This window comes from Streptococcus thermophilus, from assembly GCF_010120595.1.
Taxonomy (GTDB): Bacteria; Bacillota; Bacilli; order Lactobacillales; family Streptococcaceae; genus Streptococcus; species Streptococcus thermophilus.
In genome coordinates this window covers 743,720-769,395 of record NZ_CP038020.1, presented here as the reverse complement: position 1 = coordinate 769,395, position 25,676 = coordinate 743,720, and the positions used below count along the sequence as shown (strand labels likewise).

At 39.3% G+C, this 25,676-nt stretch carries 24 protein-coding genes and 3 pseudogenes; 3 read left to right on the top strand and 24 right to left on the bottom strand.

Annotated elements, in window-relative coordinates; translation table 11 throughout:
* Positions 1-3: 3 nt before the first annotated feature.
* The 11 genes and pseudogenes from E3C75_RS04080 to E3C75_RS04030 form a co-directional block, all read right to left on the bottom strand.
* Positions 4-1,179: an ABC transporter substrate-binding protein gene (locus E3C75_RS04080; protein WP_100262554.1), complete on the bottom strand. Its 1,176-nt coding sequence runs from the start codon at positions 1,177-1,179 to the stop codon at positions 4-6.
* A gap of 156 nt (positions 1,180-1,335) precedes the next feature.
* Positions 1,336-1,617 (bottom strand): YlbG family protein, encoded by a 282-nt coding sequence (locus E3C75_RS04075; RefSeq protein WP_002949736.1) that lies wholly within the window; start codon positions 1,615-1,617, stop codon positions 1,336-1,338.
* Positions 1,610-2,059 carry a YlbF/YmcA family competence regulator gene (locus E3C75_RS04070; RefSeq protein ID WP_084828505.1) on the bottom strand — a complete coding sequence of 150 codons (450 nt, stop codon included), beginning with the start codon at positions 2,057-2,059 and terminating at the stop codon, positions 1,610-1,612. The genes E3C75_RS04075 and E3C75_RS04070 overlap by 8 nt, the downstream gene beginning before the upstream one ends.
* A gap of 86 nt (positions 2,060-2,145) precedes the next feature.
* A complete protein-coding gene (locus E3C75_RS04065; protein ID WP_084828504.1) occupies positions 2,146-2,736 on the bottom strand; it encodes an ATP-dependent Clp protease proteolytic subunit in 591 nt (196 codons plus the stop codon).
* 137 nt (positions 2,737-2,873) lie between these two features.
* Positions 2,874-3,503: a uracil phosphoribosyltransferase gene (upp, locus tag E3C75_RS04060; protein ID WP_002946740.1), complete on the bottom strand. Its 630-nt coding sequence runs from the start codon at positions 3,501-3,503 to the stop codon at positions 2,874-2,876.
* Positions 3,504-3,632: 129 nt separating this feature from the next.
* The gene (locus E3C75_RS04055) at positions 3,633-3,908 is read right to left on the bottom strand and encodes a hypothetical protein (RefSeq protein ID WP_084828503.1); all 276 of its coding nucleotides are present in this window, start codon (positions 3,906-3,908) and stop codon (positions 3,633-3,635) included.
* A 40-nt stretch (positions 3,909-3,948) separates the two neighbouring features.
* Entirely contained in the window at positions 3,949-4,116 is a 168-nt protein-coding gene (locus tag E3C75_RS04050; RefSeq protein ID WP_084828502.1) for a levansucrase, read from the bottom strand.
* 75 nt (positions 4,117-4,191) lie between these two features.
* Positions 4,192-5,355: a MalY/PatB family protein gene (locus tag E3C75_RS04045; RefSeq protein ID WP_084828501.1), complete on the bottom strand. Its 1,164-nt coding sequence runs from the start codon at positions 5,353-5,355 to the stop codon at positions 4,192-4,194.
* Positions 5,356-5,365: 10 nt separating this feature from the next.
* Positions 5,366-6,460, bottom strand: coding sequence for a cystathionine gamma-synthase (locus E3C75_RS04040; protein ID WP_084828500.1), 1,095 nt, complete (start codon positions 6,458-6,460; stop codon positions 5,366-5,368).
* Between the two features lie 279 nt (positions 6,461-6,739).
* A pseudogene (locus E3C75_RS04035) lies at positions 6,740-7,359 on the bottom strand (cation transporting ATPase C-terminal domain-containing protein); the annotation flags it as partial.
* A 41-nt stretch (positions 7,360-7,400) separates the two neighbouring features.
* Positions 7,401-9,032 carry a putative polysaccharide biosynthesis protein gene (locus E3C75_RS04030; protein WP_084828499.1) on the bottom strand — a complete coding sequence of 544 codons (1,632 nt, stop codon included), beginning with the start codon at positions 9,030-9,032 and terminating at the stop codon, positions 7,401-7,403.
* Between the two features lie 94 nt (positions 9,033-9,126).
* Here E3C75_RS04030 and E3C75_RS04025 point away from each other — a divergent pair, with 94 nt between their 5' ends.
* Positions 9,127-10,572, top strand: a complete 1,446-nt coding sequence (locus E3C75_RS04025; RefSeq protein WP_100262553.1) for a UDP-N-acetylmuramoyl-L-alanyl-D-glutamate--L-lysine ligase — start codon at positions 9,127-9,129, stop codon at positions 10,570-10,572.
* A 68-nt stretch (positions 10,573-10,640) separates the two neighbouring features.
* Here the strand turns inward: E3C75_RS04025 and E3C75_RS04020 are convergent.
* The 12 genes and pseudogenes from E3C75_RS04020 to E3C75_RS03965 form a co-directional block, all read right to left on the bottom strand.
* A pseudogene (locus E3C75_RS04020) lies at positions 10,641-11,863 on the bottom strand (lipid II:glycine glycyltransferase FemX).
* A 289-nt stretch (positions 11,864-12,152) separates the two neighbouring features.
* Positions 12,153-12,716 (bottom strand): annotated as a pseudogene (locus tag E3C75_RS12110) (LOG family protein).
* Between the two features lie 64 nt (positions 12,717-12,780).
* Complete coding sequence (gene rbfA, locus E3C75_RS04010; RefSeq protein ID WP_002949692.1) at positions 12,781-13,134, bottom strand: 30S ribosome-binding factor RbfA; 354 nt, start codon at positions 13,132-13,134, stop codon at positions 12,781-12,783.
* A 92-nt stretch (positions 13,135-13,226) separates the two neighbouring features.
* Positions 13,227-16,058 (bottom strand): translation initiation factor IF-2, encoded by a 2,832-nt coding sequence (infB, locus tag E3C75_RS04005; RefSeq protein ID WP_084828497.1) that lies wholly within the window; start codon positions 16,056-16,058, stop codon positions 13,227-13,229.
* 18 nt (positions 16,059-16,076) lie between these two features.
* A complete protein-coding gene (locus tag E3C75_RS04000) occupies positions 16,077-16,379 on the bottom strand; it encodes a YlxQ-related RNA-binding protein (RefSeq protein WP_002947460.1) in 303 nt (100 codons plus the stop codon).
* Positions 16,372-16,668 carry an RNase P modulator RnpM gene (gene rnpM, locus E3C75_RS03995; RefSeq protein WP_084828496.1) on the bottom strand — a complete coding sequence of 99 codons (297 nt, stop codon included), beginning with the start codon at positions 16,666-16,668 and terminating at the stop codon, positions 16,372-16,374. The genes E3C75_RS04000 and rnpM overlap by 8 nt, the downstream gene beginning before the upstream one ends.
* Positions 16,669-16,688: 20 nt before the next feature.
* On the bottom strand, positions 16,689-17,876 hold the full coding sequence (gene nusA, locus E3C75_RS03990; RefSeq protein WP_014621164.1) for a transcription termination factor NusA: 1,188 nt from the start codon (positions 17,874-17,876) through the stop codon (positions 16,689-16,691).
* A gap of 65 nt (positions 17,877-17,941) precedes the next feature.
* Positions 17,942-18,415 (bottom strand): ribosome maturation factor RimP, encoded by a 474-nt coding sequence (rimP, locus tag E3C75_RS03985; RefSeq protein ID WP_011680755.1) that lies wholly within the window; start codon positions 18,413-18,415, stop codon positions 17,942-17,944.
* Positions 18,416-18,555: 140 nt separating this feature from the next.
* Positions 18,556-19,782 (bottom strand): glycopolymer--peptidoglycan transferase LytR, encoded by a 1,227-nt coding sequence (lytR, locus tag E3C75_RS03980; RefSeq protein ID WP_084828495.1) that lies wholly within the window; start codon positions 19,780-19,782, stop codon positions 18,556-18,558.
* Between the two features lie 8 nt (positions 19,783-19,790).
* Complete coding sequence (locus E3C75_RS03975; RefSeq protein ID WP_011225494.1) at positions 19,791-20,312, bottom strand: GNAT family N-acetyltransferase; 522 nt, start codon at positions 20,310-20,312, stop codon at positions 19,791-19,793.
* Entirely contained in the window at positions 20,305-20,748 is a 444-nt protein-coding gene (tsaE, locus tag E3C75_RS03970) for a tRNA (adenosine(37)-N6)-threonylcarbamoyltransferase complex ATPase subunit type 1 TsaE (protein ID WP_002949675.1), read from the bottom strand. The genes E3C75_RS03975 and tsaE overlap by 8 nt, the downstream gene beginning before the upstream one ends.
* Positions 20,749-21,020: 272 nt before the next feature.
* Complete coding sequence (locus tag E3C75_RS03965; RefSeq protein ID WP_084828494.1) at positions 21,021-22,442, bottom strand: NCS2 family permease; 1,422 nt, start codon at positions 22,440-22,442, stop codon at positions 21,021-21,023.
* 208 nt (positions 22,443-22,650) lie between these two features.
* On the opposite strand from E3C75_RS03965, the gene E3C75_RS03960 reads away from it, so the two are divergent.
* A complete protein-coding gene (locus E3C75_RS03960; protein ID WP_100262548.1) occupies positions 22,651-23,463 on the top strand; it encodes a Cof-type HAD-IIB family hydrolase in 813 nt (270 codons plus the stop codon).
* Between the two features lie 44 nt (positions 23,464-23,507).
* Here the strand turns inward: E3C75_RS03960 and E3C75_RS03955 are convergent, their stop codons facing one another.
* Positions 23,508-24,239, bottom strand: coding sequence for a cyclase family protein (locus E3C75_RS03955; RefSeq protein WP_100262547.1), 732 nt, complete (start codon positions 24,237-24,239; stop codon positions 23,508-23,510).
* A gap of 377 nt (positions 24,240-24,616) precedes the next feature.
* Between E3C75_RS03955 and E3C75_RS03950 the strand changes: the two genes are divergently transcribed.
* Positions 24,617-25,609 (top strand): PTS sugar transporter subunit IIB, encoded by a 993-nt coding sequence (locus E3C75_RS03950; protein WP_084828491.1) that lies wholly within the window; start codon positions 24,617-24,619, stop codon positions 25,607-25,609.
* Positions 25,610-25,676 lie beyond the last annotated feature (67 nt).

Sequence of the window (25,676 nt, the reverse complement as noted above, 5' to 3'; positions counted from 1 at the left end):
AGCTTATTTTTCAATTTTAACGGCTTCCGCTGAAACCTCTTCACCATTATCTCTTTTAACCATAAGAGCTGCTTTAATAGGGTTATGATCCTTGTCAATTGTCATTTTACCAGTAACCCCAACAAAGTTTTTCAGATTTGCTAAGTTATCAGCAATATCTACTGATGTTTTTGCACCTTTCGATGCTTCTGCAACCATATAAACAGAATCGTAGGCTAGAGCCGCAAACATATTTGGTTCAATTTTGTAAGCTTTCTCATATGCTTTAATGAAACCAGATGCCTTGTCAGAAAGAGCAACATTTGTTGAATATCCTGATACATAGTAGACATTTGAAGCATTCTTTTTACCTGCAAGCTCAGTAAATTTCTCATCACTGAATCCGTCAGGTCCTAAAATTGGTTTATCAATTCCAAGGTCACGTGCTTGTTTTGTAATAATACCAGTCTCAGTATAGTAACCAGGCATTACAACCGCATCATAATCTAGGTCTTTAAATTTAGTCAAAGCTGACTGATAGTCCTTGTCACCTGAAGCAAAGGTAGCTTCAGTAACGATTTGACCTTTATATTTACGCTTGAATTCATCCGCAATTCCCTTGGCATAATCCGAAGCATTATCATAGTAGAGAACTACTTTCTTAGCATTCAAATTATTGTAAGAATAAGCCGCCAAAACTTCACCTTGGTAGCTATCTTTAAAGGTTGTACGAAAAACAAATTTCTTAACTCCGTTAGCATCTACCGTAAGGTCATCCTGTGTACCAGAAGGTGTTATCAAAGGAACCCCTGTTTTTTGTGACACGAGGCTAGCAGCAGCAACAGCTCCTGATGTCGATGGACCAACGATAGCATTTACATTACTCTGAATAGCCAAGTTCGTTGAAGATGTTGAAGCCTCAGCATTTTCAGATTTATTATCTTTTGTGACGAGCTCTATCTTTTTGCCGTCAACGCCACCTGCTTTGTTAATTTCATCAACAGCCAACTTAATACCATTCTGCTCTGACTTACCATAGGCCGCAACAGCACCTGTCAACTCCATGTTAACACCAATTTTGATTGTATCCCCAATCTTAGTACCTTTGGCATTAGCAGTCACATCAGGTGACTTGCCACAGGCAACCAAAAAAATGGAGGCAAAAAAGGCTAGCACAATAAGTGTGATCTTTTTATACATAAGATTTCTCCTTAATATTTTCTTAAAAAAGTCTACCTTATAGGTTACAGAATTATCAGAAAATTGTCAATCATATACAACTATGTTCTATCCCTGGTAATCGATTACATTGCTTTTAAACTAACGTTTAAGTTAAGAAAAAAACTTTTCTCCTAGCTAAAGAGAAAAGTTTTTTAAATGTTCAGGGACCGAGGTGTCGTAACGTTCCAGACTACCTACAAAATCCATATCAATATCAGAATAATAAGAAGGGAGAACTTTTTTGACTGCCTTCATTCCTTCAAGCTCTGTCAAGATGTCCTCAACCCTGTCTTGATCTACATAAAGGTGCACATAACGCATCTTATAAGAATGGTAGACAACATCGCCAAACTTGGCAATTTTACGTAAGTCTCTATTATAGTATAAATAAACAATAATACCTTGGCGCTTAATCACGACTCATCTCCTCCTTTATGTTAGTGCCACCCTTTTTATGATGAGGTTTATGAGGGGCAAGAGGTAGGCCAGTATCAATGAAAATCTGATTTGAGATAGCTTGAGCAACCTCCTCTCCAAGTGAAGCTAGTATTATCTGCAAATCGAACTCCGCCTGACGATAGCCTATAACCACCTCGTTTAGATCAATTTGGCGCTTCATTCGTAAAACCTGATGTTTCAAGTCTCTCACATCTGCTCTAAAAGCCTCATACCCCTTAGCTTTATCATAACTTTCCTTTAATTCCTGAAATTCCAAGAGTAGCTCTTGAAGTTCTCTGGCATTTTTGAATCTCTGCTGTTTTAAACGGTAATTCTCTACTTCTGGCAATCTTAAAAAATGTAAAACAAGACTGTCTATTGCTTGATCAATAGCAAGTAGCTCCTCATTGATTATTAACATGTTTCCTATTGTAACACAAAAAGTCAGATGAAACGGTTCTTATATAAACCGATTAGCATCTGACTTTTATCTTAGATAAGCTAGACTTATTTTAATTGGTTGTTGGTCATGATTTCATCAATGAAGCCATATTCAAGTGTTTCTTGGGCACTCATCCAATTATCACGTTCAGCATCGACATGAACCTTTTCAATTGGCTGACCAGAATTATCAGCCAAGATTTGCTCCAAGTTATTACGAGTCTTGAGCAAGTGTTCAGCAGCGATAGCCATATCTGTTTGTTGAGTACCACCACCAGTACCACCCATTGGTTGGTGAATCATGTATTCTGCATTTGGCAACATGAAACGTTTACCTTTGGTACCGCTTGAAGCGATAATTGTACCCATTGATGCTGCCATCCCCATAACGATGGTTTGAACATCAGACTTGATGAAGTTCATTGTATCAACAATGGCAAGGCCTGCTGAAACTGACCCACCAGGTGTATTAACATACAGATAGATATCTTTTGTATGGTCTTGAGCATCCAAGAACAAGAGTTGAGCGATAATTGAGTTTGCCATATTATCTTCTATAGGACCTGTTAACATGATAATACGATCCTTGAGCAAACGTGAGTAAATGTCATAAGAACGTTCACCACGTGATGTTTGTTCAATAACTACCGGAATCATATGAATTCTCCTTTTAATATTGTCTTGATGTTATTATATGATTTTAGTCAAATTAGGTCAAATAAAAAGTATATTCCTTAGCACTCATTTAAAAAGAGTGCTAATTAAGCAAAAAAGGGAAAATTTCCCTTTTCAACTTATTTTGTACCAAACAGACGGTCACCTGCATCTCCAAGACCTGGAACAATATAGCCATTCTCATTAAGTCTCTCATCCAAAGATGCTGTGTATATATCAATATCTGGGTGAGCATCTTGCAATTTTTTTACACCTTCTGGTGCGGCAACTAAACATACAAACTTGATATTAGCTGCTCCACGTTTTTTAAGTGAATCCACCGCCAAAATTGCTGAACCACCAGTTGCAAGCATTGGGTCCATTACAAAAATCTGACGTTGATCAATATCTTCTGGCAATTTAACCAAGTACTCAACTGGCTCAAGTGTTTCTTCATCACGGTACATACCAATATGACCAACTTTTGCTGCAGGTACGAGGCTAAGGAAACCATCTACCATACCAATACCCGCACGAAGGATTGGAACAATTGCCAATTTTTTACCAGAAAGTTGTTTTTGAACTGTTTTTATAATTGGTGTTTGAATTTCAACCTCTTCAAGAGGAAGATCACGTGATACTTCATAACCCATAAGCATAGCGATTTCATTAACCAACTCACGGAAGTCCTTGGTAGACGTATCCTCACGACGTAAGATTGAGAGTTTATGTTGAATCAATGGATGTGAAATAACTTGAAATTTACCCATAATAGTTTCTTCCTTTGCTTTATATTCACTCTATTATATCAAAAACACAAGAAAAACGCTTGCTTTACTTGCAAACGTTTTTGGAAAGGATCCAATTTTATTTTTTAGACAGATGAATCTTACCTGTTACTAAACCATAGCCAAGAAGTGCCGAGCTACCAATAGCCGCAAAGATAGCTGCCAAGATTGACAGTTGACAGCAACTTTAATGTGGTTGTCTTTACTTCTCTCATCAGACTTAGCTGATTTTGGAGTTTCTGTATCAGTAACTACCTTTTCTTCAATAGCATTCACTGGAATAGATGGTCCAATTGAAACAATAGCTTCTGGTACTGTTGTCGCAATCTCTGTAGCTTGAGATACTTGACGACGGTCACCGACAGAACCCTCTGTTGAAAGTTTCACAGGAACCTCTACCTGATAATCATCTGATGAATTATTATCATTAGCTGAGCGGTCTATGAACTGGAAAACCTGTATTCGTCGGTGTTTCTGCTTTATCTTCTTTATCAGGTGATGGCTGATTATTATCTGCTGATTTAGAAGTCTTATCATCAGTAGAATGGTTTCCACCTGTTGGATTTACTGGAACTTCGAAGACGGTCTCAGACATCTGATATCGTCTAAGTAAAGTCTCAAAAGAAGAGTCTGCCTCAAATTTAAAGTGATGCCATTTGTATCACTTTTCTTATTTTCCAAAGACAGAAACCAAACGTTTCACACCTTCAGCAACAACTTTAGTTGGCGTAGCTACGTTAAATCGGAAATGTTTTTCTCCTTCGGAACCAAAAGTAATACCGTTATTTAGCACTACCTTCGCTTCTTCTTTAAGCAAACGTCCAAGTTCATTGTGATCTTGATCATAGGCTGAAAAATCAAGCCAGACCAAATAAGTGCCCTCAGGTTTCATAACTTCGATATTAGTCTTTTCACTAAGTTCCTTAGTTAAAAGGTCAATATTAGTTTCAAGAACTGTCTTCAATTCCTCTAACCAAGGTTGACCGTAGGTAAAGGCAGCTTGTGTTGTAATCAAACCAATAGTTGGAATTTCGTGTTGATTATTAGCCAATTGTTTTTGTTTAAAGGATTTACGCAAGTCTTCATTTTCAATAATGGTGAAACTGTTTTTGGTACCAGCAATATTAAAGGTTTTAGTCGCCGAACTAAGCACCAAGGTAAAATCCTTATAAGCGTTTGAAAGCGTATTTAGAGAGATATGCTTATTCCCATATAAGGCCAAGTCTTGATGGATTTCATCAGATACCAAGAGAACACCATGTTTCTGGCAAAGGTCTGCTACCATGGTCAATTCTTCCTTAGTCCAGACACGACCACCTGGATTATGTGGACTACAGAAGACATAGAGTTTAACATCATTGTCTACGATATCACATTCCAATTGCTCAAAATCAATTTCAAAATGCCCGTTAACCTTAACAAGACTATTCTCAATCAACTTGCGATTATTCAAGCGAACAGAACGAGCAAATGGCGGATAAACTGGTGTGTTGATAAGGACAGCATCGTCTTCTTTGGTAAAGGCCTGAATAGCTGTTGAAATAGCTGGGACAACCCCTTCAATAAGGACAATACTGGCCTTATCAACTGAATAGCCATGTTGATTTTTTTCCCAATCTATGATGGATTGGTAGAGCTCATCACTTGGATAAGGGTAACCAAAGATATGCGTTTCAGCATAGTTAATCACCGCATCTCTAATTTCAGGAACAGGTAAGAAGTCCATATCAGCAACCCAAAGCTCAAGTAGTTCAGGATCACTTTCAGCTTCATGCCATTTCATAGTGTTTTGATTTAAGCGATTTGGTTGTGTTGTAAAATCATAACGTGTCATAGATAACTCCTTAAAGACTAAGGGCATTTTCCAAGTCAGCAATCAAATCCTCTGCTGCTTCAATACCAATTGAAAGACGAAGCAAGTCATCCGTTAATCCATACGAAGCACGTATTTCACTTGGAATATCTGCGTGAGTTTGTGTTGTTGGGTAAGTAATCAAACTTTCAACACCACCCAGACTCTCCGCAAAGGTAAAGACCTTAAGAGTATTGATAATAGTTGGAATCTTATCTTGGTTAGCCACTTTGAAGGAAATCATCCCACCCTTACCTGGGTAGAGAACCTCTTTAACAGCTGGGGACTTTTCTAAGAACGCCACAACTTCTTTAGCATTAGCCGTTGATGCCTCCATACGAAGTTTTAGGGTCTTAAGTCCACGCATGAGCATATAGCTATCAAATGGGGACAAGTTCGGACCAGTCGTATTGAGGTTATAATAAAGTTTATCGTAGAATTCTGGATTGCTAGTCACAACAACACCAGCTAAAACATCATTATGCCCTGATAGGTATTTAGTAGCTGAATGTACAACGATATCAGCACCTTGAGTAATCGGGGTTTGGTAGATTGGGCTATAGAAAGTATTATCAACAATAACCACCGCACCCTTTTCATGAGCAGTCTGAGCTACTTTCTCAATATCAAACTCAATCATAAGTGGGTTTGTCGGTGTTTCAATGTAGACAATATCAGTATCTTCTACAATAGCCGCAATCATCTCATCTTCTGTATTGGTGTATTCAAAGAAGAAACGTCCTTCTTTTTCTTTATCGTTGAACCAACGGAAAGAACCTCCATAAAGGTCACGGGCAGCGACAACCTTGCTACCTACAGGGAAAATTTCAAAGGCCAAAACAATAGCGCTCATCCCTGAACTTGTCGCAATGGCATAATCCGCTTTTTCAATAGCTGCTAGCGTTTTTTCCAATGTTGCACGCGTTGGATTTTTAGTTCGTGTATAGTCAAAACCAGTAGACTGTCCGAATTCTGGATGTTGGTAAGTTGTTGAAAAATGAATCGGTGAAGCTAAAGCTCCTGTTGCTTCATCAGAATTGATTCCTGCATGTGCCAAAATAGTTTCTAATTGATAATCTTGTGTCATATTGCACCCTCTCTACATGATAAAATGGATATTCTCCATATCTATGCCCTCTATTTTATCACTATTTTCTGAAAAGAATGGAAAGTTCATCATACGAATTCTTGATAGTTATATATAGTTTATTACTATAACCTCAAAATATTGAACAGACAAACTTTCTGAGATGATTAAAGGTGACTTTTCAGACACCGAAAAAGCCTGAAATTTAAAAGTTCCAGGCTTTTTGAGATAACTAATGTCCTTACTCTCCTAAGGAAGACATAGATCAAAATTTTTTCTTCAATCTAAGGTAAACCACTGACTTACTTTTTTATCAAATAAGCGATATCTGATTTCTTCCAAAGTCATAATAACAAATATGGACAAGCAAGTAAATAGAGCCAATCATCAAGTCCAATTGGGGCTGTGTTAAATAGCGTGTGGAAAAGAGGTACATAGGACAGGATAATAAAGAGAACAATTTCTAGAACAATTCCTAGGCTAATAATCCTATTAGCAAAATGTTTAACTTGGAATATAGAGCCCCTGCCCTTACGACTATTCATAACCATACCAATCTGAGTAAAGATAATAGCTCCCAAAGTCATGGTGGTCGCCTCCCGGTAGAGGGGCCCTGAGCTAGCCAGATGGTTCAAATTTCCTTGATTTACCCAATAATTAAGGAAGAAAGCACCCATAGCCAAGACTGCTTCAATCAATCCATACCAGACAAAAGCTTTAAGCAACAGTTGGCGATTGAGTAAGCGTCCCGATAAACGTCTTGGTGGCTTGTCCATCACTCCTTCTTCAGGTGATTCAACCCCCAATCCCAAAGCAGGTACCATATCTGTTCCCAAGTCAATAGCTAGGATTTGCATAACGGTTAAAGGAAGAGGAATGCGTCCCAAAGAGAACAAGAAGTTGAAAAGAAAAACCAAGCCACATGACTTGGTTTCAAATACTATTTAATATGTAATTTAGCTCGTAATCTACCTGCTCGTGCGCCAAGCAATTGATCAGCCATATGTGTCACAAGAGCAAGCACTCCATAGACCAAAACGCCAAGACCTCCTCCAATCACTAAGTAAATCACACTACCCATACGACTTGTTGGAGATAGGACAAATTGGAATAACCAATAGAAAACAGCAACTGGAATAACCATGAGCATTGTAATAATACAAATGAGTAGAGCTTTTCTAAAGACTGTCTTACGACTAAAGTGAGTAACTGTGTGAAGGCGATTATACATCAAAGCAATAGGAACTCCTAACCCAATGGCTGTTGAAATAACCGGACCGAGGGCTCCTAAAAAAATAATCAACGGTAGCTGTAGAATGGCCTTAATAAGCACCCCAATCGCAAAATAATTGATAGCTTTACGGGTCTCAAAGATAGCCTGAAGCATTGGTGCTAAAACACTATACAAAGCTAAGAAAATCACTTGAATCAAACTAGCTACGAAGAGTAAAAGAGCCTGACTGTCTGGTGCTCCATAAAAGACAGTGTATAATGGCTTGGCCAAAATCACAGAACCCGCAATGGCTGGTACAATAAAGAGCAAAAGTAACTGGAGATTATTAATAATGAGTTTGGCTGCTCCCCCAAGGTCCTTTTTAACCATATTTTCTGTCAGAAGTGGGATGCCGACCCCAGCAATAGAAATAGCAACGGCAATCAAAATCATAGTAATCTTACTTGGGTTTGAAGACAAATAAGCATAGAGAACCTGAAGCTGACTATTACTATAGCTTGTAAACCTCTCCATAGTACGGATAAAAGTCCATTGATCAATCAACTGGAAAAGTTGAACCGCTGATCCAGTAATAATGAAGGGAATGGCTTCCTTAAATGTCTCAATAACAATTGCAGTTGGATTGATATCAGGATGAACGGCCTGCTTACCAAAAAGGCTCTTGAGCTTGCCTTCTTTCCAAAGATAGAAGAAAAGTACTCCATAACTAGCCAACATACCGATGAAAGCAGCAAAAGTCGATTGGACAACTGCAGTCACATAGTCACCTGTACCAATTTTCATGATGAAGAAAGTCGCCAACAGCATCCAAATGACACGGATAATCTGCTCCGCAATCTGACTTAGGGCATAAGGCTTCATGTTGTTAAAGCCCTGGAAAAAGCCTCGTAAAACAGACATCGATGGAAAAATGACAACCGCCCAAGAAAGGCTGCGCATTACTCGAACCAGGTCTTCGTCTCCCCCAGAAAGATATGACATCCACGGAGAAGCAAAATACATGAAAACACCAAAAATTAGTCCAAGCCCAATCATATAATACAAGATACGTTTGAGTAAGAAGAAACTCGTTTCCATCTTTCCAAGTGTGTTATATTTTGATACCTGCTTGGCAATGGCGACTGGAATCCCTGCTGTCGAAATCAAAAGGAAAAGGGCATAAATATTATATCCCTGACCAAAGAGAGCATTGGCTTGGTCACCCTGTTTGCCCATCCAAGCATACCAAGGAATAATATAGAGTGCCCCTAAGAGACGACTGATAATATTGGATGCTGTCATCCATGCCGTCCCTCTTAGCATTTGCTGCTGCTGCGTGTCAGTTTTAGTTTCAGTCATAATTCTCTTTCTAGATAATAAAATACAATCTAGTTAATTATAAACTTTTGGCTCTGACTTGTAAAACAAGAACATTAAGGCTAAAATAGGAACTATGATTACTATTGAACAAGTTCTAGAGGTTCTCAAAAAGGACCATAATTTTAGAGATATTATCAACCAAGAGCACTACTACTATTCATGGACTGGGGTGACTTTTGATCATCTTTCTTACGACAGTCGTGATATCACACCATCTACCCTATTTTTTGCCAAGGGAGCTGGCTTCAAACTTGAGTTTTTGGAGAGTGCTGTCCAGGCTGGATTAGGCTTCTACGTGGCTGAAAAAGATTACCAAGTAGGTATCCCTGCAATTCTCGTTTCAGATATCAAGCAAGCTATGAGTCTCGTTGCTCAGGCCTTCTACCAACACCCTCAAGACAAACTAAAACTACTAGCCTTTACTGGTACAAAAGGGAAGACAACAGCGTCTTACTTTGCCTTTAACATACTTAAGCAAAGTCATAAGCCTGCCATACTCTCAACCATGAACACGACACTGGACGGAAAAACCTTCTTCAAATCTAACTTAACTACACCTGAAAGTTTGGACCTTTTCCGTATGATGGCTGAAGCTGTATCTAACGGCATGACCCACCTGATTATGGAAGTTTCAAGTCAGGCCTATCTAACCAAGCGTGTCTATGGTTTGACCTTTGATGTAGGTGTCTTTCTTAACATCAGTCCAGACCACATCGGACCTATTGAACACCCAACCTTTGAAGACTACTTCTACCACAAGCGTCTCCTCTTGAAAAATAGTCAAGCAGTTATTGTCAATAGTGGTATGAATCACTTCGATTTTGTTGCTGAAGAAGTCGCTGATAAAGACCACGATTTCTATGGTAAGGACTCTAAAAATACCGTTAAACATAGCTCAGGTTTTAGCTTTAAAGCCAAAGGTAAACTAGCTGGTGATTACGATATCCAACTCATTGGTGACTTTAATCAGGATAACGCCATGGCTGCTGGTTTAGCCTGCCTACGTCTTGGAGCCAGTCTTGAAGATATTAAAAAAGGGATTGCTCAAACCTCTGTTCCAGGCCGTATGGAAATTCTCACTCAGGCAAATGGTGCTAAGGTATTCGTCGACTATGCTCACAATGGTGACAGCCTAGACAAGCTCTTGCAAGTCGTAACTGACCACCAAAAAGGTAAGATTAGTTTGATTCTAGGAGCTCCTGGGAATAAGGGCGAGAGCCGTCGTCAAGACTTTGGTCACGTCCTCAACACTTACCCCGAAATAAATGTCATCTTGTCTACTGATGACCCTAACAAGGAAGACCCCCTTATTATCTGTCAAGAAATTGCTAGTCATATCAATCGTAAGGTTCGTATCATTGTTGATCGAGAGGAAGCCATCAAAACAGCCATGTCTGAAACCACAGGATCAAGCGATGCCCTTGTTATCGCCGGTAAGGGAGCTGATGCCTTTCAAATTGTGAATGGTAAACGCACTGATTATGCTGGTGATATTGAAGTCGCTAAGAAATATTTGTAAACAAATAACTCAAAAAGCCAATTGAGATGATGATTTTCATCTCAATTGGCTTTTTTACTATTGAAACACTAGTCTTTACCTAGTGTCTTCTTAAGAATATCATAGAAGGGATTGAGGGTAGGGTCTTATCAAATGAACCAACAAGCGTCTCTAATTGTCCGCCAAACTGACGCTTAAAATTAAAGTTTCCTTTGCCAGAACTAGCTGCCTCAGTTTCAATAGTACCGTAAAAGTTAAAATGCTTTTTAGACTTACTTTTAGCATATTTTAGCATCTCCCAATGAAGCAAAACCGCTCCACCGAAATTAAGGTAGGCTTCATCATTACCCCCGTAAAAGCTGACAATTTCTGGACCATAATCCATGAAAAGATAAGCTGAAAGCGGTAATTTGTCAGTCTTAATTTGGTAAGACTTGAATTGTTCTAATCGCTTATAGTAGCTTCTCAATTGATCCTCTGCATCTGCTATTTGACCCTTGGTACGTTTTTTCTGAGGACCTTCTTTTAAATCCTGAATCTTGGCTTCAAAAGACTGAATATTCTCATCAAGATAAGCTAGATAGGCTGGACAATCCAAATAAGCTAACATAAACTTGGCAGATTTGCCAAAACATTTTTTTAGATTTTGAAAATAAACTAGCGGATGAACAGAAAATCCCTTTCTCTCTGCTGTTCGACTTAAAATATCGTAGAACTGGTCAAGTTGATGCTCATCAAGTTCTTCAGTCTTGACATTCAGAGCAGTGAATTTTTTGAGGTCTCGCTTCAATGATGGAGAAAAGGCAGCAAGGATTTCATCAGAACTAGCAAAACTTTCTATTGATTTTACGAACATCTGGTTAACCACAAGAGAGTGTTCAAAACCTAATGTTTCAAATACCTCTAGCACATCACTGGCCTTATCCACTTCAATATTTTCAAGTTTTTCATTTCTAATAAGATTTGTCAGATAAGGGTGTATAGAAAGTGTGGCAATATTTTTCTTTCTTAAATAAAGTATTAAAGCTTCGAGTATCTCTCTGTCAAACCAGCAAGAGGAGTGGTAATCTAGCAGGGGTCCATGTAACAAGAGGGCCTTTTTAAATACACGAAAGCTTTTCTTATAAACGACTATTGCTTGTGCTACCCTTAAGCCATCTCTTTCAAAAACCAGAGCTTCTACCTTTTCTATATGGTCTTGACTTTCCTGAAGCTTAGCCATCTCAGCAGACTGCAGAAAATTAGCACACTTTTCATTTAGCTGTGTGTTTCGATAATCATCAAAACTAACACTTTTAACAAAAATAGACATTACTATCATCCCTTTCTGTTTCATCCTATATCCCACATTTCCCTAAATCATTAAATACTTTTAATGATGGAAAATTTTTCCAAACCAAGAGGGGTATTGGGTGATCATGAACATTACTCACATATAATGAGAAAAACTAGTTGAATTATTAAAAATATAAACATCATTATATACAAAATTACCACTTTTGTTAAGAATTTTGCGATATTTTTTGAAACCTACACGACTTTTCATTTGATTATAAAAAGTCCTTCCACTTGAATGTGGAAGAACCTTTCTTCATTGATACTTACCTATAACGTCTCAATTGAGGTGGGGTATAAGACTGAACAAAGGCCTCAATTTCAGAAAAATCATCCGTAAAGAGAAATTTTGCAGCCGTTTCAGTCTCTAAAAAATCAAGAGCAACCAATGGTATCTAACATGGCCTTCATGGCATCGTAATAGCCGTTGAGATTAAAGAAAACACAGGGTTTGTCCAACTTACCCACACGAGCAGCAGCAATAGCTTCTGAGATTTCTTCAAGGATTCCAATACCTCCTGGAAGGGCGATAAATACTCACCTTGCTCTAACATGGCAGTCTTACGCTCTGCCATCGTTTCTACTATAGTCATTGAGGTCAATCCCTCATAAGCAATTTCCCTATCTTTGAGAAACTGTGGCATGATACCATGAGCCTGACCTCCATATTCCAAAACCGTATCACCCAGAACTCCCATAAGTCCCATCTTACTGCCACCATAAACTAGGATAAGACTATTTTTAGCAATCCATCTCCCCAAGGCAATCGTTGCTTCTTTAAAGCTAGGATTGTCACCCATATTAGCTCCCAAATAGACTGTTACTTTCATCGAAGTCCTCTTCTTATTCTATTATAACGCAAAAATTCCTGCCATAACTGACAGGAGTTTTCGCTTAGTCTTTACGCTCCAAATTACGAAGCATCTCATCAATTTTATTACCGTATTCGATAGACTCATCCTTTATAAAGATCAAATCTGGAATCTTATACATAGTCAGATTTTTACCAAGTTCTCGCTTAATGGTACCTGTCGCTTTTTCAAGACCAGTTTGCGCTTTTTGGTTGTCTGACGCTAAAGTAGAGTGAATGGTATAGAAAACCTTAGCCGCCGACAAATCACCAAGCATTTGAACATCCGTGATGGTTACATTTTGAACACGTGGATCACGAACCTTCTTTTGAAGAATTTCGTTGACTTCACGTTTGATTTCCATTCCAACACGATCTACACGAAATGAATTTCCCATAATCTTATCCTTTCTTTTTTATAATGGAACAAAAGCCAGGCAGATGACCCAGCTTTGTCCCCTAAATAAGCTTCCTTAGAAATATGACGTGATTACCGTTTGATTTCTTCCATGATGTAAGCTTCGATAACGTCATCAACTTTAATATCGTTATAGTTTTCAATCGTCAAACCACCCTCTTGAGCGTTTCCGACTTCTTTAACGTCATCTTTATAGTGTTTCAAGCTTGCCAATTTACCATCAAAAATAACGACACCATCACGAATGACACGGGCACTTGAATCACGAGTGATTTTACCATTAGTAACCATGAATCCACCGATTGTTCCGACTTTAGAAACTTTGAAAGTTTCACGGATAACTGCTTCACCAATGATTTTTTCTTCAAATTCAGGATCAAGCATCCCTTTCATGGCATCTTCGATTTCTTCGATAACCTTATAGATGATGCTATGAAGGCGAATTTCAACTTCATCAGTTTCCGCTTGTTGACGCGCCTGTGGTGTAGGACGAACGTTAAATCCGATAACAACAGCATCTGAGGCTTCGGCAAGCGTAATATCAGATTCGTTAATAGCACCTACTGCTGAGTGAACAACATTTACACGAACCCCCTCAACATCAATCTTAAGAAGAGATGCTGCCAAGGCTTCAACTGAACCTTGTACGTCAGCCTTGATAATAACATTAACAGTTTTCATTTCACCAGCTTTAAGGGTATCAAAGAGGTTATCAAGACTAACACGGTGTGTTTGTTGACGTTGTTTCATAAGAGCACGTTTTGCACGCTCTTCGCCAGCAGCACGAGCTGCCTTTTCATCTTCATAAACCGCAAAATGGTCACCAGCCATTGGTGCTTCATTCAAACCAGTAATTGAAACTGGTGCTGATGGTCCTGCAGTCTTAATGCGACGACCAAGGTCATTGGTCATAGCACGAACACGTCCGAAAGTGTTACCAACAACGATTGGATCTTGAACATTCAAAGTACCTTGTTGTACAAGAAGGGTAGCAACCGCACCTTTACCTTTATCCAAGCGAGCTTCGATAACAGTGCCGATGGCTCGAACTGTTGGATCAGCCTTAAGTTCTTCAACTTCTGCGACAAGAAGAATAGTTTCAAGTAATTCTTCAATGTTTTGACCAAATTTCGCTGAAATCTCAACGAATTCGCTATCACCACCCCAAGCTGTTGAGATAACGCCATGCTCTGCTAATTCACCGATAACACGTTCTGGGTTCGCATCTGGTTTATCAATCTTGTTAATCGCAACAATGATTGGAACACCCGCAGCTTTAGAGTGGTTGATGGCTTCAATCGTTTGTGGCATAACACCATCATCCGCAGCTACAATCAAGACAGTAATATCTGTAACAGAGGCACCGCGAGCACGCATAGATGTAAAGGCCGCGTGTCCAGGGGTATCAAGGAAGGTAATCTTCTTACCACCCTCTTCAATTTGGTAGGCACCAATGTGCTGTGTGATACCACCTGCTTCACCTGTAGCAACACGAGAATTACGAAGAGTATCAAGAAGGGTTGTTTTACCGTGGTCAACGTGTCCCATGATAGTAACAACTGGTGCGCGCTCTACCATAGCATCTTTATTGAGGTAATCTTCATCAACAAAGAAACGTTCGATATCAGCATTATCGACCTCTTCTTTTTTGGTTGCCTCAATACCATAGCCAACCATCAACAACTCAATTGTATCGCCGTCAAGAGATTGGTTTTGAGTTGCCATAACACCCATCATGAAGAGTTTCTTAACGATTTCAGCTGGCTCACGTTTAATACGTTTTGCGATTTCTGCAACCGTCATACCTTCTGTGTATTCAAATTCTTTTGGTAATTCATGGAATTTACGCTCTGTTACTGATTTCGGAGCTGAATTACCACGGTTATTTTTACCTTTTTTATTTTTGTTTTTATTCCAGTTACTATTTCGTTGATTTCTCACTTGGTTTTGATTATTCCACTTATTATTTCTAGTTTGCTTTGGTCCATCTTCATTCACGCGACGATTATCACGTGATTTATTTGGACGTACTTTTTTACGACGTGTATCTTGTACTTGTGCAGTTGGAGCTGATTGGGGAGCCACTGGTGCTGGTTTTGGAGCTGGCTTAGTTTCAGCAGCGGCCTTTTGAACTGCTACTTCAGCTTGTTGTTTTTCTTTTCTTGCCTTTTCCTGCTCTTTTGCACGGCGTTGCTCTGCAGCTTTTTCTTCACGGAAACGTGTTTCACTTTGACGTGAATACTCTGCGTTTTGCTCTGCCTTCAAGGCTGCTGCACGCGCTTTTAAGTCAATGCGCGGACCTGCCTGATTATTTCGAGCATTATCTCTACGGTTATTTTGATTCTGATCATTACGCAGTTTCCCTTGGAATTTACGGTCATGATTAGTACTGTTATCACGATTTCCTTTGTTATGGTCCCCTTGACCATTTCCTTTTTGATTGCGACGATCATTATTGTGACGCTTACCTTGATCGTTTCCTTGTTGATTTCGGTTACGGTTATCTCGTCCCCCACCGTTTTTACGACGTTCTGCTTCTGCCTTGGCACGTGCTTCTCGTTCGGCCTTAAAATTACGGCTTTTCGGTTTTTTCAGAGCCACAGAGGCTTCTTTGACTTCAGCCTTTGATGTTTCTTTAGCAGGAGCTGATTTTGCAACAGATGCCTTATCAACCTTAGGCTCTACCTTCTCCTCTTTAGGGGTTGGTGTCGCTTTAGGTGCTGGCTTACTTTCAGCCTTGGCTGTACCCGCTTTTAAACTTGAAGTGATACGATTAGCATCTGCTTCTTCAACTGATGAGGAGTGGCTCTTAACAGAAAGGCCTAGTTCCTGAGCTTTCGCAACAATAACCTTGCTTTCTACACCAACCTCTTTTGCGATTTCATATAATCGTTTCTTTGACACGTGATGTCCTCCTATTCTTTATTCCATAAGAGTCCTCATTTTCTTTGAAAATCCAGCATCTACTACAGCAACCGTTTTCCTTGGTTTACCAATAGCCATGCTTAATTCCAGCGCGTTAAACACTGTGGAGACTTCTATATTATAGTAGTTACATTTATCAGTCGTCTTTTTAGTCACGTTACTACCAGCATCATTGGCAAGAAAAACTAGTCTCGCCTGCCCTGATTGAACTGCCTTAATGACAAGTTCTTCACCAGAAATAAGCTTCCCAGCTCTTTGTGCTAGTCCCAACATATTTGACAATTTTTCTGTGTTATTCAAGACCTAATTCTCTTCTTTTGACCTTGTGATCCACATAAGCAATGAGTTCATCGTAAAAACTTTCGGGAACATCCATGGAAAAACTATGGTTGAAAACTTGTTTCTTTTTAGCTTGTAGGGCTTCCTCATTATCCAATTTAATGTAGGCGCCTCGCCCATTTTTCTTTCCTGTTGGATCGACGAAAATTTCACCATCTTTAGTTTTCACAATGCGGAGCAAATCACGTTTATCGATGATTTCTCCTGAGACAACTGATTTTCGTAAAGGTATTTTTCGTGTTCTAGCCATCAAACACCTCTATTTTCTTCTTATTCTGCTTCTGGTGCTTCTTCCGTTGTTACATCTACAGGTGTAGCTTCTGCAACAATTTCTTCGACAACTTCATCTACTTCAGCCTCAGCTTTCTCAGCTTCTAGTGCTTCATATTCAGAAGCTGACTTGATATCAATACGGTAGCCAGTCAAATGCGCTGCCAAACGAACGTTTTGTCCACGACGACCAATTGCAAGAGACAATTTGTTATCTGGTACAACTACTGTCGCACGTTTGCTATCATCTTCGTCGAAGAGAACATAGTCCACTTCAGCTGGTGCAATAGCATTGTAGATAAATTCAGCTGGATCTTCCACCCATTGAATAACATCAATATTTTCCTCAACAGGAACCTCAATACCTGTCTTAGCATCCAAACGTGTTGGGTGGAAACGGCTGACAACTTTCTTGATGTTGCTTCCACCACGACCGACGATAGTACCAATAGCATCAACATTCGGATTATGGCTGCGAACAGCAACCTTAGTACGATCACCTGCTTCACGGGAAACGCTCATGATTTCTACAGTTCCATCAAATACTTCCGGAATTTCTTGCTCCATGATGCGTTTGATGAATTCTGGATGGCTACGGCTCACAAAGACGTTAACACCTTTAGGATTGTTTTCAACTTTATAAACATAAACATCGATGACGTCGTGTGACTTAAAACTTTCACCAGGAATTTGGTCTTGGCGTGATAATTGAGCTTCGAGCGTTCCAAGATTAACATAAATGAAACGTTGGTCAAAGCGTTCAACTGTTCCTTGCATGATTTCACCTTCATGTTGCTTATACTCATTATAAGTAATCTCACGCATTTGCTTACGCATTTTTTCCATAATCGTTTGTTTAGCAGATTGAGCTGCGACACGACCAAATTCGTCGACTGACTCTTCAAAGCGAATCTTGTCACCAAGTTCGTAAGCTGAACTAATAGCAAGCGCATCTTTCAAGCTGATTTCCAAACGACTATCGAAGACTTCATCTACAACTTCACGAACGGTAAAAACTTGAAAATCACCTGTTTTTTCATTGAATTCAACAACTGCTGATTCAGACTGACCATAACGACGCTTGTAAGCTGATTTAAGTGATTCAACCACAGCATCGATGATGTCTTCCTTGTTAATGTGTTTTTCTTCTTCCAAGACACGGAAGGCTTCTAGCATTTCTGTGCTCATATTCTTTGTTGTTTTAGCCGTTAAGGGCCAAAACTGGCATCCTTTCTTTATTTACACTAAGAGTTTTAGAGTTTGACTGCCAAACGAGCTTTAGCAACTGTTTGATAGGGAATCTCAACAGTCTTATGGCGAGTCTTATCAAGATAATCAATTGTTAGAGTTTCGCCATCGAAGGCTAACAAGTCGCCTTGGAAAATCTTGATTTTATCAATAGCCTTGTAAAGGCTAACATTGATATACTGACCAACAGCATTCTTCAAAGCTTCTTTAGTCTTCAAGGGACGCTCTAATCCAGGGCTAGACACTTCCAACATGTATTGATCCGGGAAAGGGTCAGGCTGAATAGTATCCAAGAGAGGGCTGATAATTTCAGTCAGGTCTGCAGTATCTTCTACAGTAATTCCACCTGGCTTATCAATCAAAACGGACAAAATATAGTCACTGCCAATTTTTTCATACTCGATATCGACCAATTCGTAGGGGTCAGGAATTGCTGGAGCTACGACAGCCGTCACGAGATCAATAATTTTTTGCGACATTATGACCTCCTTACACACACAAGAGACGAAGTTTCTACTCCGCCTCTCTTTCGTTATTTCTTCATATTATAGCATAGCTTAAAAACTATTGCAAGTAATAATCATATGACAGCCAAAAGGCTGGGAATCTCTCAAGAGTTCTATTGTGCTGCTGGAACCAAGCTATAAGTAGTTACACCTGAACCATTATAATTAATTGTAGGGGCTGTTGTAGCTTGGTCCTGAACATAATTACTAGTATTCTCAGTGTAGCTATTGCCGTAGGTGGTACCTCCATAGTAGGTACTTACTGATCCACCACCTGTTGCCTCAGATGGTCCAGCCTCATAACTTCCAGTAGAGTTAACGAAATCATCTGAAACATAGCTAGAAGTCCCAAAATCATTGAGTACCAAACTAGTCTTAAGTTTAGATTCAGAAACTCCCTTCTTGCCAACTTCCTTCTTAATACGGTTTTGGACCTTAAGAATATCCTCAGTTGAGGCTACTTGGTAGCTTCCACCATTGATCATTGCATCCGAACCAGCCAACTGGTAAGACTTGATATTTTTAAGGGCCTCACTATAACCCATCAAACCACGCAGAGTAGTGCTATCACCAAGATTGATACTTGTTTGTACATTCGAACTGACAGCAGACAAAATTTTCTTATAAGAACCTATCGAGTCCATCTTCATGAGCTTAGCCACAATCTTTTGAATAACCTCACGTTGACGTTTTTGACGACCGTAATCACCATCGGGATCATCATAACGCATACGTGAATACACTAAGGCCTGTTCTCCATTGATTTTATGGGTTCCAGGCTCTACTTTCGCCTGAAATTCTGGTTCGTTTTCTGCAATCGAAATTGGGAAATCAAAATGGTTCGTTACCTCGATACCACCAACGGCATCCACCAAATCAATCATACCCTGCATATTAATCAGCGCATAGTAGTCAATATCAATATCTAAAACCTTTTGAATGGTTGAAATAGCTAAGTCAGCCCCACCCTCAGCATAGGCTGAGTTTAGTTTTGCTTCACCCGATCCCTCAACATCTGTCAAAAGGTCACGTTCCAAACTGGTCATGGTAGTTCTCTTAGTCTTAGGATTCACTGTTACCAAAATCATTGTATCAGAATTTCCTTCCCAGGTTTCCTTACGTCCTTCGGATCCTGTATCCACCCCCATCAAAAGAATAGTTATAGGCTTTGTCTGTTGAATAGCCTTACTATTCCCCGACGTTACCTTTGAAACTCTAAAGGTTTTTGACAATTCTCCTGTAGCATAATTATAAGTTGTCGTTAGATAAATACCAGCAGCTACTACTGTGGTGGCAAGAATTGCCGACAACATCAATAAAATTTTTCGTCCAAGTTTCATGTTTTTTCCTAATCTATGAGTTTAGCCATCAGGTAAACATCTAGAAATTCTCCATTTTTAGTTCTGGCACCACGTTTCTTAGTGCCTTCAATATCAAATCCAAATTTTTGATAGAGATGTACCGCCCGTTCATTACGTGCTTGAACAGTCAACTCTAAGCGACGGATAGCAGGTGTATTGACTGCCCAGTCAATCATTGTTCCCATAAGAAACTGACCAATACCATTGCCCCAATAAGGTTTAGCAACCGCAATGAAAACATCACCGATGTGACTGGTCTTCGTGTCTTGATTAGAAGTAACATTACAAACACCAATAACCTCATGACCCAATTTTGCGACTAAGCAAATCTCATTTGGGACACTCTGACGGCTATCAATATAAGAGGCTAACTGTTCGCCATTCAGTACAGAGCTCCTATCATCCTGAGCCAAAAAATCTGACTCTAGAGTTACCGTCTCTAGTAATTGTGCTAAGGATACGGAATCCTCTCTCTGGGCTTCCTCAATGACTAATTCGTACTCAGCCATTTACCATCTCCTCCTGGATTTCTTTACTTCTAGGGCCAAAAGATTCCAGAAGCAGTTGACGTCCATCACCATGATGAGTTATCGAAATTAAGAGATAGTCTCCCAGGAGACTTTCATCTAAGAGTTCTCCCCACTCGATAATCGTCACACCGTCACCGTATAGAAAATCATCTAAGTCAATAGAATCTGGATCATCACCAATACGATAAACATCTAAATGATATAGCGGTAAACGCCCCTCATATTCTCTAACAATAGTATAGGTTGGGCTCTTGATCATCTGTGAAACATCCAAACCTTTAGCAATTCCCTTAGTTAAAGTGGTTTTACCAGCTCCCAGATCACCTGATAGAACAATTATATCTCCAGAATTGAGCAATCGACCTAACTTTTGCCCTATACTAATCAATTCCTCTTCATTTTGACTGTAAATCATGTTTTCATTATATCAAAAAATAAAAATCTGGACTATAGTCCACTGTAAAAATCCATAAAAGCTTATAAATACTAAGATAGCAAGAATAATTTAGATATAACACCCTGTCTTAATTTAATACTTTCTTACATTAAATTAAACCTCCATAAAGTTAATATTTCTAACAAGATTTCAATCTTAACTTAAAACAGTCGTGAAAGTAAACCTCAAATCATCACTCGTAAAAAACTAAAAAAGCCTGACAAAAGGACAGACTTTTTTGCTTATAAATATTAGATCACAGCCATGCTAATGAAGTTAAGGATAAACAAGATATCCAAAATCCACATGACAAGATGAACATCTTTTGCTTGACCTTTGATAATTTTGACCAAAGTGTAAGTAAGGAAACCAGCTGCAATACCGTAGGTAATGCTATATGAGAATCCCATAAAAATAGAAGTGAAAAAGGCAGGAATTGCTTCAGACAAGTCTTCCCAATCCACAGCCTTAAGGTTAGAGAGCATCATAACACCAACAATGATAAGAATAGGTGCAGTTGCTGCACTAGGAACGATTGACACAAGTGGGCTAAAGAAACTTGAAATCGCAAAGAGTACTGCAACCACAAGAGCTGTCAAACCAGTACGCCCACCAGCACCAATACCTGCTGCAGATTCAACGTAAGTTGTAACGTTGGAGGTCCCGGCAATGGCACCAATACTTGTACCAACGAGGTCAGAGTAAAGGGCGCGGTCAAGGGCTTTAGATTCTTTGTTATCACCTGTTGAAGCGATGATACCAACCTTCTCACCAGTACCAATCAAAGTACCGATAGTATCAAAGATATCAGTTAATGAGAAGGCAAGGAGAGCCATAAAGACACCTGGCAAACGTGACATATCTGAGAAGAGAGAACCCAAACCTTTAGAACCTAGAGCTACACCAAAGACTTGCCCCAAATCCTTAATAGAAGCAGTCAGACTAGCAGCATGCCAGTCAATACTACCAAGGTCAACTACACCAGCAAAAATAGCGATAACAGTTGTTACAACAATTGAAAGGAGGACTCCTCCACGAATTCCCTTAACAATAAAGAAAATCGCAACTGCAAGACCAATCAAACCTACAATAACAGTTGGATTATTGAAAGCTACCAAGCCAGGTGTAGCAGCTGATGAAGCTGTAATTGAAGCTTGAGCCATATCAGCTCCCTTTCCGCTTACCGTATAAGTACCTGGATTAATTTTAAACTCCAAGAAACCTGCATTTTTAATACCTACATAAGCAAGGAAAATACCAATACCTGCTGAAATAGCAGACTTAAGTGCTGTCGGAATAGATTCAATAATCATATTACGTACTTTAGTAACTGTGATAAGCAAAGAAATAACACCACACAAAAAGACCATAGCCAAGGCTTCTTGCCAAGTGTAGCCCAAAGAAAAGACCACTGTGTAGGTAAAGAAGGCATTGAGACCCATACCAGGCGCTTGGGCGTATGGTAGGTTAGCATAAAATGCCATCATCAACGTCCCTGCAACCGCACCAATAATTGTTGCTAAGAAAACACCTTGTGCAGGCATTCCTGTTTGGGCCAACATCGCTGGGTTAACAAAGAGGATGTAAGACATGGCAAAGAAAGTTGTCAATCCGGCAGTCACTTCTGTGCGGACGTCAGTACCATGTTCTTTCAATTTGAAAATCTTTTCCATGAAAGTTTAGACTCCTTAGTAAAAAATATTGTCAAAATCCGAATAATTTCGGAACATTCTCACGTAGAATGCAACATTACTATTCTACATAAAATTATTTGTTTGTGCAAGGTTTATTTCCTGAGACTTTTCTTAAGAAAACCCGAACGTTCTTAGAAAACTATTTCTCAATCACCAACAAAGGATAGATTTTTGCTATAATAGGAACATGACAAAAAAATTGATTGTACTAGATCTTGATGGAACGCTCTTGCGCCCAGATGGAACTATTTCAGAATTCACACAAAAAACGATTAAAGATGTACAAAATAAAGGACACCAAGTTGTTATTGCTACAGGTCGTCCTTATCGTATGGCTATTGACCATTACAAAACACTAGGGTTAGAAACACCACTCATCACTTTTAATGGCTCCTTGACCAGTCTTCCAGACCAAGACTGGGCCTATGAGCATTCGGTTAAATTAGACAAAAAACATCTGATTAACCTCTTACAACGACATGATGAGTTAGAGATGGATTTTCTGGCTAGTGAATACCGAAAACACTTCTATATCTCTATGAATCACCCAGAGCGTATTCAACCACAACTCTTTGGTGTTGATAAAATCATTGAGGCTATGCGTTTGGAACCAGCAAAAATTACACGCAACCCAAATGCTCTTCTTATGCAAACTCGTCACGAAGATAAGTACCAGCTAGCCGATGATATCAAGAAAGACTTCAAGGAAGAAATTGAAGTTGATTCTTGGGGTGGGCCACTTAATATTTTAGAGTTTTCACCTAAAGGTATTAACAAGGCTTATGCCCTAAACTACTTACTTAAGGTTATGCGCAAATCAACGGATGATTTGATTGCTTTTGGAGACGAGCACAACGATACAGAGATGTTGGAACTTGCCAAGACTGGTTATGCCATGAAGAATGCTAGCTCTGTCCTTCTCCCCCATGCTAACGAACAAATTGAATGGACTAATGAGGAAGACGGCGTTGCTCGCAAACTTCAGGAACTACTTTTATAAACAAGAAAAGACACCGAAAATTTCTTCGGTGTCTTTTCTTCTGATTAAGGTAAAATAGCCACTGCACGCACTGGGGAACCTGTCGCCTTGTCCCAGTGTGGAAATGCAATTGAAATCAAAGCACCAAGAGCTGGAACTTGATCCAATTGATTCAAGACTTCTACCTGATAAATGTCTTGTTCCAAGAGGTAGTATTCGTTAACCAAACCATGTTCTGCTGCTGGAATACCAGCATCTGTGTCAAAAGTCTCATGCCCCACTGCCTTGACATGACGCTCATGGATTAAGAATTCCAAAGCTTCGTGGCTCCAACCAGGACTTTGCTGAACACCATTCTCATCAAGGTTGCGCATGGCATCTTGATCTGGCCAACGCTTCGACCAATCACTACGAAAAGCAACAAAGGCTCCTTCTCTAATTTTTCCATGCTCTGCTTCAAAGTCTAAGATATCTTGTTTGCTCAAGATAAAATTTGGATTCTCAGAGACTTCTTTAGACTTGTCGATAACATAGAGTGGCAAAAGGAGATCCTTGAGGGCAATCTCATCTAGCCAGCGACCTCCTTCGACAAAGTGAATAGGTGCATCAATATGAGTTCCGTATTGACCAACCACTGTGAATTTTTGAACATGGAAACCATCTTTTAAGGTAAAAAGGTCTTCTTGTTTCAAAGCAGGGAGGACTGGAAAATGTGGACTTTCCGCATTAATTTTGTGGGTCAAGTCGACCCATTTTTTGGATTGCAATTCATTATAAATACTTAGTAAATCTGACATAAGGAGGCCCTCTTTTCTTATAGATTTAACCTTAAATAGTTAATTGAAGCAATTATAGCAGTTGTAACTACGCATTACAAGCATTTATCTGATTTCCCCTTAATCCCATTTTCTCTATTTAGATATAGCTTTAAGATATATCTAAATTCTTTTATCTGAAAAGAAAGTATATTTGCAAGAATTTGATGTTTTTTTCAATTTTATGATACTTTTGTTACGAAAACTATTGACAAACCAATGATAACGCTTTATAATTAGACTGTTCTAATTTTCGAGGGGCTAAAAAAATATTGTTGTCATTTTCATGTCATGAATGATAATATCAATAATCATTTTTCTATTCCTAAGAAGCAATATATAAAAGGAGGAGAACACGAATGGGTATCGGTATTATTATTGCCAGCCATGGTAAGTTCGCTGAAGGAATCCACCAATCAGGCTCTATGATTTTTGGGGACCAAGAGAAAGTTCAAGTTGTGACTTTCATGCCAAGTGAAGGTCCTGATGATTTGTACGCTCACTTCAACAAAGCCATTGCACAATTCGATGTTGATGATGAAATTCTTGTTTTGGCTGACCTTTGGAGTGGTTCACCATTTAACCAAGCTAGTCGAATCGCTAGGGAAAATCCAGATCGCAAGATTGCTATCATCACAGGACTTAACTTGCCAATGCTAATCCAAGCATACACTGAACGTATGATGGATGCTAACGCTACTGTAGAGCAAGTTGCTGCTAATATCATCAAGGAAGCTAAGGGTGGTATCAAGGCACTTCCAGAGGAGCTAAATCCAGCTGAGGAAACAACTGCAGCTCCTGTAGAAGCTGCAGCACCTCAAGGAGCTATCCCTGAAGGAACAGTCATCGGAGATGGTAAACTCAAGATTAACTTGGCACGTTTGGACACACGTCTCTTGCATGGTCAAGTAGTAACTAACTGGGTACCTTATTCTAAAGCAGACCGTATTATTGTTGCTTCGGATGACGTTGCCAAAGATGAGCTTCGTAAGGAATTGATCAAACAGGCTGCACCAAACGGTATTAAAGTAAACGTTGTTCCGATTCAAAAATTAATTGATGCTTCTAAAGACCCACGTTTTGGAAATACACATGCACTTGTCTTGTTCGAAACTGTTCAAGACGTACTTCGTGCTGTCGAAGGTGGCGTGCCAATAAAAGAACTTAACGTTGGTTCTATGGCTCACTCAACTGGTAAAACAATGGTTAACAACGTTTTGTCTATGGATAAAGATGATGTTGCTTGTTTTGAAAAATTACGTGACCTTGGCGTTGAATTTGACGTCCGTAAGGTTCCAAACGATTCTAAGAAAGACTTGTTTGAGCTTATCAAGAAAGCTAACGTTCAATAATCTTCATTCGGATAAATTAGTTGATAAATTCAACTAACGACAACTCAATAGAAAAGGAATTATAACC

Coding starts and splice junctions, on each gene's coding strand:
- E3C75_RS04080 (WP_100262554.1), bottom strand. CDS start 1,179: ATGTATAAAAAGATCACACTTATTGTGCTAGCCTTTTTTGCCTCCATT.
- E3C75_RS04070 (WP_084828505.1), bottom strand. CDS start 2,059: ATGTTAATAATCAATGAGGAGCTACTTGCTATTGATCAAGCAATAGAC.
- E3C75_RS04065 (WP_084828504.1), bottom strand. CDS start 2,736: ATGATTCCGGTAGTTATTGAACAAACATCACGTGGTGAACGTTCTTAT.
- upp (WP_002946740.1), bottom strand. CDS start 3,503: ATGGGTAAATTTCAAGTTATTTCACATCCATTGATTCAACATAAACTC.
- E3C75_RS04050 (WP_084828502.1), bottom strand. CDS start 4,116: ATGTCTGAGACCGTCTTCGAAGTTCCAGTAAATCCAACAGGTGGAAAC.
- E3C75_RS04045 (WP_084828501.1), bottom strand. CDS start 5,355: ATGACACGTTATGATTTTACAACACAACCAAATCGCTTAAATCAAAAC.
- E3C75_RS04040 (WP_084828500.1), bottom strand. CDS start 6,460: ATGACACAAGATTATCAATTAGAAACTATTTTGGCACATGCAGGAATC.
- E3C75_RS04030 (WP_084828499.1), bottom strand. CDS start 9,032: ATGACTGAAACTAAAACTGACACGCAGCAGCAGCAAATGCTAAGAGGG.
- E3C75_RS04025 (WP_100262553.1), top strand. CDS start 9,127: ATGATTACTATTGAACAAGTTCTAGAGGTTCTCAAAAAGGACCATAAT.
- rbfA (WP_002949692.1), bottom strand. CDS start 13,134: ATGGGAAATTCATTTCGTGTAGATCGTGTTGGAATGGAAATCAAACGT.
- rnpM (WP_084828496.1), bottom strand. CDS start 16,668: ATGGCTAGAACACGAAAAATACCTTTACGAAAATCAGTTGTCTCAGGA.
- nusA (WP_014621164.1), bottom strand. CDS start 17,876: ATGAGCACAGAAATGCTAGAAGCCTTCCGTGTCTTGGAAGAAGAAAAA.
- rimP (WP_011680755.1), bottom strand. CDS start 18,415: ATGTCGCAAAAAATTATTGATCTCGTGACGGCTGTCGTAGCTCCAGCA.
- lytR (WP_084828495.1), bottom strand. CDS start 19,782: ATGAAACTTGGACGAAAAATTTTATTGATGTTGTCGGCAATTCTTGCC.
- E3C75_RS03975 (WP_011225494.1), bottom strand. CDS start 20,312: ATGGCTGAGTACGAATTAGTCATTGAGGAAGCCCAGAGAGAGGATTCC.
- tsaE (WP_002949675.1), bottom strand. CDS start 20,748: ATGATTTACAGTCAAAATGAAGAGGAATTGATTAGTATAGGGCAAAAG.
- E3C75_RS03965 (WP_084828494.1), bottom strand. CDS start 22,442: ATGGAAAAGATTTTCAAATTGAAAGAACATGGTACTGACGTCCGCACA.
- E3C75_RS03960 (WP_100262548.1), top strand. CDS start 22,651: ATGACAAAAAAATTGATTGTACTAGATCTTGATGGAACGCTCTTGCGC.
- E3C75_RS03955 (WP_100262547.1), bottom strand. CDS start 24,239: ATGTCAGATTTACTAAGTATTTATAATGAATTGCAATCCAAAAAATGG.
- E3C75_RS03950 (WP_084828491.1), top strand. CDS start 24,617: ATGGGTATCGGTATTATTATTGCCAGCCATGGTAAGTTCGCTGAAGGA.